A 10,123-nucleotide genomic window follows, 5' to 3' on the forward strand; every position below is an offset into this window, starting at 1 on the left:
GTTAGGGTTCTTACGTGGGTCAGATTTGGATGGAAATCGCCGGGATTAGTGGGTCACTTCTGGATGGAAATCAACAGTGAAGCCCATTTGCACACTGCGCGCGTCGTATCGGTCGCTCATGTCCGTTGTTCCCTCAGTGACCGGCCTCTGCCAAGACCTGGTCGACGACATCGAGGATCAAATACGGCACCGACTCTTCGTCGATTGCGTCGCGAGAGGCAGCATCGAAGAACTTGGGTGCGTGGTCGCCCACAAGGACGACCCGAAGGCCTGGAACTGGGTTGCTCAACAAGGCCGCTCTGAGCGACTGCATGAAGTCGTACAGCAACGCGGCGTGAACGCAGCGCGCATCCTTCAGCTTCAATCGCGGACACACTTGGCCCATGACGCCGGGAGCACTCAGGTCCGACGTTTTGTACGGGGTATGGGCATTGAGCGTCATCCAATACGTGAGTTGCTTCCCCTCTTGATGCAAGGTCTGCACAACGCGATCGGCAATGCTGTAGTCGCAAGTACCCGGGACATTTGCGCATAGCTTGCCGCCACCGGCGAGGAGTTCAGGCAAGAAGTAGGAGCGTTGGAAGCCGATCAGCGGGTACCACTCGGCGCGCTTGTACATCTTCGACGACGCGCCATGAAATGCTTGCGTCTGCCAGCCCTGCGCGTGCAGCCGATTGGGAAGGCATTCGACACTTCGCGGCACAGCGTCGATCCTCAGGCTCTGCGGGATGAACCCGCAGAGCTCGCGAAACTCTGCACTGATCGTCGGGATTCGAGACGCAAATGCGCCCGCATCCACCTCCCGCAACGCGGGCGAGTGCCAGAGATCTCGCCAGAACTGGTTCTCTGCCGGATCGCGCGCTAGCCCCCACGACTCGACGACGACCAGAAGCAGTTTGTCGGGTGCCTTTGCTTGATCTGGCAGGCGACTGATCGCCGACTGACCGGGGCCGATGGACCGGAACGTTCCCACGTCGGGCGCATAGCCCTCTTCGTAGAACCCCAATGAGCTCTGCATGTATTGGCTGTCCAGACCCCAGGAACCAGCCAACTTGGCATGGCGAATTCCATATAACTTTCCCTCCTCGTGCTCGAAGCCGTTGAGGGGCGGCACTGCGAGCGCGACGCCCAACAGCAGCAACGACCACAAGAGCATCGGCCGGCCTGCCGAACCCGCTCGGTGAACCCGGACGCAGACATAGCCCCAGGCGATCAACGCGGCGAGTCCGGCCACACCGCCGAGGATCCAGCCCACATTCGCATACGGAATGAAACTGAGAAGGTCCATCACCTCGCCATAGTTCGATGACAAGTTGACCTGCGCGAACGAGAACAGAAAGTCCGCCATCCAAAGGAGCGCCAATCCGCATGCAAACGCGACCGGTCGGCCGCGAGTGACGAGTGCAAGCACCAGAAACTCTGCCCAGAACCAGGGGCGATATACCTGCAATGCCCGGCTCGCTGCCAATCCAGGCAGCATCGGCAGCACAAGCGCACCCAGTGCAATCACGGCGGTGCGAAAGTCGCTACGGATTTGCATTGCTCGCGATTCCTTCGATGAGCGACTGCCCCAAAAAATCGTTTGCCAACGTGAGCGGACTCACGCTGCCGGCGCCCAGCCAAACGATGAAGTTGCCTTGCTGGTCCATCAGGAACAGAGACGCCATTCCATAGAGATAGCCACGCTGCAGCCAGACCGGGGTATCGCCCAGCCGGCGCCGCTCCAGAAATCCGTCATAGCAACTCTCCGGCGCCCGCTCGTTACAGGCGACGTCGCTGTCGTGCATGCCACGCGCCAGTGCCAAGGGTTTCCTGTGTGCGCCAATGAAGCGGGCCAGACCTGCCGCGTGGCCCGTCATCCCCATAGACGCCTTCAGGGCGTGCCAGTCGAAGTCCTCGATGAAGTTTGGTCCGCGCACAGGTTCATTCATGAAGTTGTACACGACCGGTGAGTCAGCTCGGTATAGATAGTCCACGCCATAGCGGGAGAGATGCATGTCCTGTTCCAGCGTATTCCACAAGCTGCGGCCAAAGCGCTGTTCATAGGCCACGGCTGCCAAGCAGTAGCCCAAATTGGCATAGGCATAGCGCGTGCCGGGCGAGAACTGCAAAGGCGTATGCGCCAACTCGCCCACTTTCCCGGGGCACCAAGGCGTCTTCTTGTTGACGACCATCGGGTCCGTCGCCCGCATGCGGTCAAAACCGGCCGAGTGATTGAGCAGGTGGCGGATCCGGATCTGCTCAATCCTGGCGTCTTGGTAAGGGGGAGGCACCTTCAGGATCCGAGCCAGGCCATCGTCCAGCCAACGGGTGTCCGCCACAAGGTCGGGCTGCGCCAGCCCGATGAATGCGACAACCTTCGAGAGGCTTGCAAATCGGAAGCGTGTTTCCGGGGTTGTGCGCGGGCTCAGTAAGGGAATGTCCAGCCAGCCATTGATGCACCCCGACTGCTGGCCCGAGGCGCTGACGAAGACCAACTGATTGGTCGGTGAAGCGTAGCGGATGGCCAACGCACCGGCCGCCTTCTTGAGCCAGGGCGGGGTCCCTTCATCGCAACGTGTCGACCAGGCGGCCAGGTGACCTGTCAGCGGGTAGACCGATTTACGCACCATGTTGCGGTCTGTCTCCCACGCGAACCAGGGAAGAAAAATAACGCAAACCAGGATGACGTAGAGGCTAATGCGGAACTTGCCAGACACGATAAAAAGAGCGCCCCGCGGGGCGCTCCAGACGGCTTAGCTTAGGGGTGCGCTATCAGGTCGTGCCGGTGCCGGTGCCAGTGCCGGTGCCGCCAGCACAGCCAGTAGGGCGGTACTTTTGGTCAACGGTGGTGGCGCAGGTCCAAGTACCCGTGGCTCCATCGCGCGTCCAGGTCAACGTCTGGTCATTGAGGGACACGGCCGCGCTTCCGCCGAACGTCGCCACAATCGTAGAGGCGGCCGACGCGGTTTCTCCGATGGTCACGTTCAAACCGTCATAGACCGCCACAGTTCCACCGAGCAGATTGCTTCGGGTAGCGCCGACGTCGCAGTGAGCGGGGAGGGTAGGAGCGGTGCCCAGGGCAAGAGGAGTGATCTTGCCGTCCAGAACGCAGGCTTCGATGGCTGTGCGGAGCGAGCCAGTTTCCGACATCACGCGCGAAACCTGCGACTTCGCAACATACGTCTGGTACTGCGGAATAGCGATAGCGGCCAGGATACCGATGATCGCCACAACGATCATCAGTTCGATCAGCGTAAAGCCGGCTTGTGCGCGGCGCGCGAGCGTGCGGTGGTTCATAGAACAAATCCTTGGAGAGGGTTGGAAAAAATCTCCGGAGGAACACCCCCGGGGCCCACTCTCCATCGCAGGTCGCATGCCAACCTGTAAACGCCGCCGGATGTCCTTCGAAAGTGTTCATCAACGGCTCGGTCGTCGCACAAAGGCGACAATACTTGTTAGCGAAAGCGACAAATGCCGCATTCAACTTACAAAATTGTCAACTCAGGTGACATTTAGAGCGCCCCGCAGGCTTCGAAGCCGCGGCGCGGTCCGCTCGCTACAGGTGCTGCGTCACGAGCACCACCGCGCCCGCGAGCGAGATGGCACCGCCCAGCACCTTGCGCAACCTTTTCAACGTCATGTCCGGCTCCTTTGATTCGAGAGCCTCGATGATGCGGCGCATCCAGCCTTCGCAGGTTTGGCAATCTTCATCGCCGCCATAGCCGTGGCACGGATGTAGGCACTCGCCCACGTCCACGAACTGACTTCTCCCGCAAGCGCCCGGCCGGGGAGCGCCCACTCTTCGATCACCGTTCGGGGGCGACTGCCGGACGGTCCATTTCCTCCTCACGGCGCATTCGTGCGTCGTTAAGCGCTCCCCCGGGAGCGCTTTTTTTTAATGAGATGGAGGCTGGAAAGCCCGCGCCTCAGTGCGTCTCGCGCCGCAGCTGCTGCACATCCGCGTGCAGCGACTGAGCCCACTCGCGGCGGGCGCGGCCGTGAGAGTCCTGCGGCTCGCCGAAGCGCACGATGGCCAGCAAGGGCGGCGCGCGCAGGGTGTTCCAGAGCGAAGTCAGCAGGTTGTCGTCGCCGATGTAGCGCGGTGCCTGGCTGGTTTCGCGGGTGGCCGCATCGGCAAAGCGCAGCGCGGCGGGAACGATGGGCGCGCCGGACGATATGGCGGCCTGCAGCAGGTTGGCGTGAAACGGCAGCAGCCCGCGTCCGTCGCTGGTGGTGCCTTCGGGGAACACGCCGATCATGTCGCCATTGCGCAGCGCCTCGGTCATGTGGTGCACCACGCGCAGCGCGTCGCGCTGGCGCTCGCGCTCGATGTAAAGCGAACCGGCGCCCGAGGCGAGCGTGCCGATCACCGGCCAGTGCCGGACGCCGGCCTTGGAGACGAAGCGCAGGTGGCAGGCGGCATGGATGCTGGAAATGTCGAGCCACGAGAGGTGATTGCAGATCACCAGCACCGGCCCGTGCGCAGGCGGCGTGCCCTGCACCTCGAGCGTGACGCCCATGATCTGGAGCAGGCGCAGCGACCACGCCTGCACGCGCGCGTTGCGCTCGGCCGGCGTGAGGCGCGGAAAGGTGAAGCGGATCGTCCACCAGCCGCCGAGCACATGCACCACCGCATGCAGCAGGCGCCGGCAGGCCTTCAGCGAATGCAGCATTTCAGCCGTGGACGACGCGGCCCGCGACCAGCGTGTGGCGCACGCGCCCCTGCATCGGGTAGCCGGCGAACGGCGTGTGCTTGCCCTGGCTGCGGAGCGCCTCGGGCTGCACCTGCCATTCGAGCGCCGGATCGACGACGCAGAGGTCGGCCACGCCGCCGACCGACAGCCGCCCGATGCCGCTGGCTGCATCGGCCGCGGCGAGCAGCCGTGCGGGCGCGGCGGTGATCGCCTCGATGGCGCGCGCCAGGCCGGTGCCGCTGCGCTCGGCCCATTGCAGCGCGAGCGGCAGCAGCAGCTCGAGGCCGGTCGCGCCGGGTTCGGCTTCGGCAAAGGGCAGCGTCTTGGCGTCGGCCTCGACGGGCGTGTGGTCGGACACCAGTGCGTCGATGGTGCCGTCGGCCAGGCCGGCCGAGAGCGCATCGCGGTCGCCCTGCTGGCGCAGCGGCGGGTTGAGGCGCGCGCGGCTGTCGAAGAAGCCGATGTCGGTGTCGGCGAGGTGCAGCGAATTGATGCTGACGTCGCAGGTGAGCGGCAGCCCGCGCGCCTTGGCCTCGCGCACCAGCGCGACGCCGGCGGCGCTGGAGATGCGGCACAGGTGCACGCGCGCGCCGGTGCTCTTCATGAGCTCGACGATGGTGAAGATGGCGATCGTCTCGGCCGACACGGGCACGCCCGAGAGGCCGAGCCGCGTGGCGAGCGGGCCGCTGGCGGCCACGCCCTTGCCGAGGTCGCGGTCCTGCGGGCGCAGCCAGACGGTGTAGCCGAAGGTGCTGGCGTAGAGCAGCGCGCGCTGCAGCACCTGGGTGTCGGCCAGCGGCACGTCGGCCTGGCTGAAGCCGATGCAGCCGGCCTCGGTGAGCTCGGCCATTTCGGTCAGCACGCCGCCGGCAAGGCCGCGCGTGAGCGCGCCAAGCGGGAACAGGCGCGCGCCCTGCAGCTTCTCGGCGCGGAACTTGAGCATCTCGACGAGGCCGGGCTCGTCGAGCACGGGGTCGGTGTCGGGCGGGCACACTAGGCTGGTCACGCCGCCCGCGACGGCCGCGGCCATTTCGCTCTCGAGCATGCCCTCGTGCTCGTAGCCGGGCTCGCGCAGCCGCGCGGCGAGGTCGACGAGGCCGGGGGCGACGATGCAGCCCGCGGCATCGATGGTGCGCTCGGCCTTGAAGCCGGCGGGCATGCTGCCGATGCCGGCGATGCGGCCATCGGCGACGGCGATGTCGGCCTGCTTGTCGGTGCCCGAGGCGGGATCGACGACACGCCCATTGGTGATGTGGATGTTCATGCGTCTCTACTTCCGGTGGCTGTCATGGCCTTCTCGAGGAACACCGTGGAACCGGCTTCGCCGGGCCACTGGTGTTGCCCCCGGTAGGGGGTTGGCGAAGCGACACGAAGTGCGCGAAGACTGGGGGCGAGCAACATTTTTATGCTTCGTTACCTGCGACGATGCTCATGACCGCCATGCGCACCGCGATGCCGAAAGTGACCTGCGGCAGGATCACGCTCTGGCTGCCGTCGACCACGGCCGAGTCGATCTCGACGCCGCGGTTGATCGGCCCCGGGTGCATGACGATCGCATCGGGCTTGGCGAGCTGCAGCTTCTCGGGCGTGAGGCCGAAGGTCTTGAAGAACTCCTGCGACGACGGCAGCAGCGCGCCGCTCATGCGCTCGTTCTGCAGCCGCAGCATGATGATGACGTCGCAGCCGCGGATGCCTTCTTCGAGCGTGTGGCACACGCGCACGCCCATGCCGGCCATGTCGGTGGGCACCAGGGTCTTGGGGCCGACCACGCGCACCTCGGCGCAGCCCAGCGTGGTGAGCGCGTGGATGTCGGAGCGCGCCACGCGCGAATGCAGCACGTCGCCGACGATCGCGACCGTGAGGTTCGAGAAATCCTTCTTGTAGTGGCGGATCGTGTACATGTCGAGCAGCCCCTGCGTGGGGTGCGCATGGCGGCCGTCGCCGGCGTTCACCACGTGCACGTGCGGCGCGACATGCTGCGCGATCAGGTACGGCGCGCCCGACTCGCTGTGGCGCACCACGAACAGGTCGGCCGCCATGGCGCTCAGGTTGGCGATGGTGTCGAGCAGCGATTCGCCCTTGGTGGCCGACGAACGCGCGATGTCGAGGTTGATGACGTCGGCCGACAGCCGCTTGGCCGCGATCTCGAAGGTGGTGCGGGTGCGCGTGGAGTTCTCGAAGAACAGGTTGAACACGCTCTTGCCCCGCAAGAGCGGCACCTTCTTGACCTCGCGGTCGCTCACGCTCGTGAAGTTGGCCGCGGTGTCGAGGATGTGCGTGACGATGTCCTTGGGCAGGCCCTCGATCGACAGCAGGTGGATGAGCTCGCCGTTCTTGTTGAGCTGGGGGTTTCGCTTGTAGAGCATGGGGTCGTTCGCCTAGTTGCTTTCCTCGACCTTGAGGCTGAAGGCCCCGTCGTCGGCGCGCGCCAGGGCCAGCAGCTGCGAGGCCGGCAGCGTGAGCCGGGCGGCCGCGAAATCGGCCGCCACCGGCAGTTCGCGCCCACCGCGGTCGACCAGCACGGCGAGCCGCACGCAACCCGGCCGGCCGAAGTCGAACAGCTCGTTGAGCACGGCGCGGATGGTGCGGCCGGTGTAGAGCACGTCGTCGAGCAGCAGCACGTCGGCGCCGTTCACGTCGAACGGCAGCGCGGTCTGCGCGCTGGCCGAGAGGCCGCGGCGCGCGAAGTCGTCGCGGTGCATGGCCGACGAGATGACGCCGGGCGCGCCGGCGAGGCCGAGGTCCTTCTGCAGCCGCTCCACGAGCCAGGCGCCGCCGGAGGTGATGCCGACCAGCCGGGTGTCGGCGCGCATCAGCGCCTTCACGCCGGCGAGCAGCTGGGTATAGAGCGCTTCTGCGTCGGGAATGGCGGGATTGGAACTCACGGAAGACTCCTCAGGAATTGCTCCAGGATGATGCAGGCCGAGGCCGCGTCGGCGTCGCGCGCGCCCGAGGCCAGCGCCTCGGTCGTGCTGTAGCGCTCGTCGACCTCGAACACCTGCAGATTGAACCGCCCGCGCAGCTGGCGCGCGAACTTCTGCGCGCGGCGGGTGTTCTCGTGCGGGGCGCCGTCGGGGTGCCAGGGCACGCCGACCACCAGCGCATCGGGCTGCCATTCGCGGATGCGGGCCTCGACCTGCGCGAAGCGGGCATCGGCGCCCTCGGCCTTGATGGTCGCCTGCGGCGTGGCGGTGCCGAGCAGCCGATTGCCGCTGGCCACGCCGGTGCGCTTGGCGCCGAAGTCGAAGGCCAGGAAGCTCTGGAAGTGGGCGGGAACGGAAACGGCGGAAGTAGAAGAAGGAGCGTCCGTCATGGCGGCAGCCATCACGCGTGCCCCGCTTCCGGGGACAGCTTCCAGGCCTCGAGCCCGAGCAGCAGCAGCGCCTTGTCGTAGCGCTGCTCGATCGGCGTGTCGAAGATCACGGCCGGATCGGCGCCCACGGTGAGCCAGCTGTTCTCGGCCAGTTCCGACTCGAGCTGCCCCTCGCCCCAGGCCGCATAGCCGAGCGAGACCAGCACCTTGCGCGGGCCGGCGCCGGTGGCCAGCGCCTCGAGCACGTCCTTCGAGGTGGTCATCTCGAGCCCGCCGGGAATGGTCATGGTCGAGGCGTAGACCGATTCGTCGGGCTTTTCGGCGTGCGAGAACACCGGCTCGTGCAGCACGAAGCCGCGCTCGGTCTGGACCGGTCCGCCCTGGAACACGGGGGCGTCGCCGATCTCGGGGCGCGACAGGTGGAGCTCGATCTTCTCGAACAGCACCTTGAGGTTGATGTCGCTGGGCTTGTTGATCACGAGCCCGAGGGCGCCGCGCTCGCTGTGCTCGCAAAGGTAGACGACGCTGCGGTTGAAAGTTTTATCTTCCATCCCCGGCATCGCGATCAGAAAGTGATGCGTGAGGTTCATCGGGGCAGAATCGGCAGCCATATGCCTCCGATTTTACTGGCCGTCGACAAGCCCTATCCAAAAGGGCTCATGTGGTTTCGCCGCGACCTGCGCGTGGACGACAACGCAGCGCTCTACCACGCGCTGCGCAGCTGCCGCCAGCTGCTGTGCGTTTTCGTCTTCGACCGGCCGATCCTCGACCCGCTGCCGCGGGCCGACCGGCGGGTCGAATTCATCCGCGAATCGCTCGTGGCGCTCGACGCCGAGCTGCAGGCGCTCGGCGGCGGGCTGATCGTGCGGCATGCCGCCGCGGTCGACGAGGTGCCGGCGCTGGCCCACGAGATGGACGTGCAGGCGGTCTTCGCCAACCGCGACGACGAGCCCGACGCGCTGGCGCGCGACGCCCAGGTGCTCGGCGCGCTGGCCAATGCGGGCGTGAGCTTTCACACCTACAAGGACACGAACGTGTTCGACCGCGACGAGGTGCTGACCAAGGTGGGCCAGCCCTACACGGTCTTCACGCCCTACAAGCGAGCCTGGCTCGCGAAGGTGGACGACTTCTTCCTCAAGCCCTACCCGGTGCGGGCCTATGCCGAAGCGCTCGCGCCACCGCCCGAGCCGCACCGCGCGCCGATACCTGCGCTGGGCGACATCGGCTTTGCCGCCACCAACCTGGCCGAGCTCGGCATTCCGCCCGGCAGCGCGGGGGCGGCGGCGCTGTTCGAAGATTTCTTCCAGCGCATCGACCGGTACGACGCTGCGCGCAACTTTCCGGCGGTGCGCGGGCCGAGCTACCTGGGCGTGCACCTGCGCTTCGGCACGGTGTCGATCCGCCAGGTGGCGGGCGTGGCGCACCAGCTGTCGCTGGGCGGCAACCCGGGCGCATCGACCTGGCTCAGCGAGCTGATCTGGCGCGACTTCTACTTCCAGATCCTGGCGCACTTCCCGCACGTGCACGCGAACGGCGAGTCGAAGAGCTTCCGCCCCGAGTACGACAAGATCCAGTGGCACCACGGCAAGCACGCCGACCAGCTGTTCGACGCCTGGTGCCAGGGCCGCACCGGCTACCCACTGGTGGATGCGGCCATGCGCCAGATCAACCAGAGCGGCTACATGCACAACCGGCTGCGCATGGTGGTGGCCAGCTTTCTCTGCAAGGACCTGGGGCTGGACTGGCGGCGCGGCGAGCGCTACTTTGCGCTGCACCTCAACGACTTCGAGCTCGCCTCCAACAACGGCGGCTGGCAGTGGGCCAGCTCAAGTGGTTGCGACGCGCAGCCCTACTTCCGGATCTTCAACCCCGTCACGCAGAGCGAGCGCTTCGACCCCGAAGGCAAGTTCATCCGGCGTTACCTGCCGGAGCTGGCGGGCCTGTCGAATGCCGCGATCCACGCGCCGTGGGCCGCGTCGCCGGTCGAGCTCGAGGCCGCCGGCATCACGCTCGGCGAGACCTATCCGAAGCCGGTGGTCGACCATGCCGAGGCGCGCGCGCAGACGCTGCACCGCTACGGCGCCGCGCGCGGCGCGGACAACAAGCCCGCGCGTCGAAGCCGACCTTGAGCGTG

At 66.2% G+C, this 10,123-nt stretch carries 11 protein-coding genes; 1 reads left to right on the forward strand and 10 read right to left on the reverse strand.

The window, feature by feature from the left end; translation table 11 throughout:
- Positions 1-133 precede the first annotated feature (133 nt).
- The 10 genes from AC3A6J_RS27270 to AC3A6J_RS27315 all read right to left on the reverse strand — a co-directional run bounded on the left by AC3A6J_RS27270 (position 134) and on the right by AC3A6J_RS27315 (position 8,600).
- Positions 134-1,540 (reverse strand): sulfatase-like hydrolase/transferase, encoded by a 1,407-nt coding sequence (locus AC3A6J_RS27270; protein ID WP_487863144.1) that lies wholly within the window; start codon positions 1,538-1,540, stop codon positions 134-136.
- On the reverse strand, positions 1,527-2,699 hold the full coding sequence (locus AC3A6J_RS27275; protein ID WP_487863145.1) for a serine hydrolase domain-containing protein: 1,173 nt from the start codon (positions 2,697-2,699) through the stop codon (positions 1,527-1,529). The genes AC3A6J_RS27270 and AC3A6J_RS27275 overlap by 14 nt, the downstream gene beginning before the upstream one ends.
- 55 nt (positions 2,700-2,754) lie before the next feature.
- Positions 2,755-3,279: a pilin gene (locus AC3A6J_RS27280; protein WP_487863146.1), complete on the reverse strand. Its 525-nt coding sequence runs from the start codon at positions 3,277-3,279 to the stop codon at positions 2,755-2,757.
- Positions 3,280-3,538: 259 nt separating this feature from the next.
- A complete protein-coding gene (locus tag AC3A6J_RS27285; protein WP_487863147.1) occupies positions 3,539-3,739 on the reverse strand; it encodes a hypothetical protein in 201 nt (66 codons plus the stop codon).
- A 169-nt stretch (positions 3,740-3,908) separates the two neighbouring features.
- Positions 3,909-4,655 (reverse strand): lysophospholipid acyltransferase family protein, encoded by a 747-nt coding sequence (locus tag AC3A6J_RS27290; RefSeq protein WP_487863148.1) that lies wholly within the window; start codon positions 4,653-4,655, stop codon positions 3,909-3,911.
- A 1-nt stretch (position 4,656) separates the two neighbouring features.
- On the reverse strand, positions 4,657-5,940 hold the full coding sequence (locus AC3A6J_RS27295; RefSeq protein WP_487863149.1) for a dihydroorotase: 1,284 nt from the start codon (positions 5,938-5,940) through the stop codon (positions 4,657-4,659).
- A gap of 139 nt (positions 5,941-6,079) precedes the next feature.
- Positions 6,080-7,042: an aspartate carbamoyltransferase catalytic subunit gene (locus AC3A6J_RS27300; protein ID WP_487863150.1), complete on the reverse strand. Its 963-nt coding sequence runs from the start codon at positions 7,040-7,042 to the stop codon at positions 6,080-6,082.
- 12 nt (positions 7,043-7,054) lie between these two features.
- A complete protein-coding gene (pyrR, locus tag AC3A6J_RS27305) occupies positions 7,055-7,561 on the reverse strand; it encodes a bifunctional pyr operon transcriptional regulator/uracil phosphoribosyltransferase PyrR (protein ID WP_487863151.1) in 507 nt (168 codons plus the stop codon).
- Positions 7,558-8,001, reverse strand: a complete 444-nt coding sequence (gene ruvX / locus AC3A6J_RS27310; RefSeq protein WP_487863170.1) for a Holliday junction resolvase RuvX — start codon at positions 7,999-8,001, stop codon at positions 7,558-7,560. Before ruvX ends, pyrR begins: the two co-directional genes overlap by 4 nt.
- Positions 8,001-8,600, reverse strand: a complete 600-nt coding sequence (locus tag AC3A6J_RS27315; protein WP_487863152.1) for a YqgE/AlgH family protein — start codon at positions 8,598-8,600, stop codon at positions 8,001-8,003. Before AC3A6J_RS27315 ends, ruvX begins: the two co-directional genes overlap by 1 nt.
- Here AC3A6J_RS27315 and AC3A6J_RS27320 point away from each other — a divergent pair, their 5' ends adjacent.
- Positions 8,601-10,118 carry a cryptochrome/photolyase family protein gene (locus AC3A6J_RS27320; protein WP_487863153.1) on the forward strand — a complete coding sequence of 506 codons (1,518 nt, stop codon included), beginning with the start codon at positions 8,601-8,603 and terminating at the stop codon, positions 10,116-10,118. It abuts the gene before it with no gap.
- Positions 10,119-10,123: the final 5 nt, after the last annotated feature.

Source organism: Variovorax sp. Soil_C_39, assembly GCF_057656815.1.

Bases quoted from the DNA above. Each gene is read 5' to 3' on its own strand.
- AC3A6J_RS27270 (WP_487863144.1), bottom strand. From the start codon at position 1,540: ATGCAAATCCGTAGCGACTTTCGCACCGCCGTGATTGCACTGGGTGCG.
- ruvX (WP_487863170.1), bottom strand. From the start codon at position 8,001: ATGGCTGCCGCCATGACGGACGCTCCTTCTTCTACTTCCGCCGTTTCC.
- AC3A6J_RS27290 (WP_487863148.1), bottom strand. From the start codon at position 4,655: ATGCTGCATTCGCTGAAGGCCTGCCGGCGCCTGCTGCATGCGGTGGTG.
- AC3A6J_RS27280 (WP_487863146.1), bottom strand. From the start codon at position 3,279: ATGAACCACCGCACGCTCGCGCGCCGCGCACAAGCCGGCTTTACGCTG.
- AC3A6J_RS27300 (WP_487863150.1), bottom strand. From the start codon at position 7,042: ATGCTCTACAAGCGAAACCCCCAGCTCAACAAGAACGGCGAGCTCATC.
- AC3A6J_RS27315 (WP_487863152.1), bottom strand. From the start codon at position 8,600: ATGGCTGCCGATTCTGCCCCGATGAACCTCACGCATCACTTTCTGATC.
- AC3A6J_RS27320 (WP_487863153.1), top strand. From the start codon at position 8,601: ATGCCTCCGATTTTACTGGCCGTCGACAAGCCCTATCCAAAAGGGCTC.
- AC3A6J_RS27295 (WP_487863149.1), bottom strand. From the start codon at position 5,940: ATGAACATCCACATCACCAATGGGCGTGTCGTCGATCCCGCCTCGGGC.